Origin of the sequence: Kytococcus schroeteri (assembly GCF_002847825.1) — a bacterium.
Classification (GTDB): Bacteria; Actinomycetota; Actinomycetes; order Actinomycetales; family Dermatophilaceae; genus Kytococcus; species Kytococcus schroeteri.
Genome location: NZ_PKIZ01000115.1, coordinates 1 through 334, shown reverse-complemented (window position 1 = coordinate 334; position 334 = coordinate 1). Strand labels below are relative to the sequence as shown.

Genomic DNA, 334 nt, shown 5'->3' with positions numbered 1-334 from the left:
CTGCGTCGAGAGAACCGGGAGCTGAAACGAGCAAACGGGATTCTTAAAACTGCTTCGGCTTTTTTCGCAGCGGAACTCGACCGACCCACGACCACATGATCTCCTACATAGACGCGTACAAAGATCAATTTGGGGTCGAGGCCATCTGCCGTGTCCTTCGACAAGCAGATCGTGGATTCATCACCTCTCGTGGCTACCGCAAGGCGACCACTCGTGTTCCCAGCGCAAGGGCCTTAAGCGATAGCCTGCTCATCCCAGAGATACAGCGTGTGCATGCGGAGAATTTCTCGGTCTACGGCATCCGCAAAATGTGGCACGCGATGAACCGTGAAGG

The 334-nt window shown here is 55.1% G+C and carries 1 pseudogene; it reads left to right on the top strand.

The features are described from left to right. Positions 1-334 (top strand): annotated as a pseudogene (locus CYJ76_RS11775) (IS3-like element IS3501 family transposase); the annotation flags it as partial.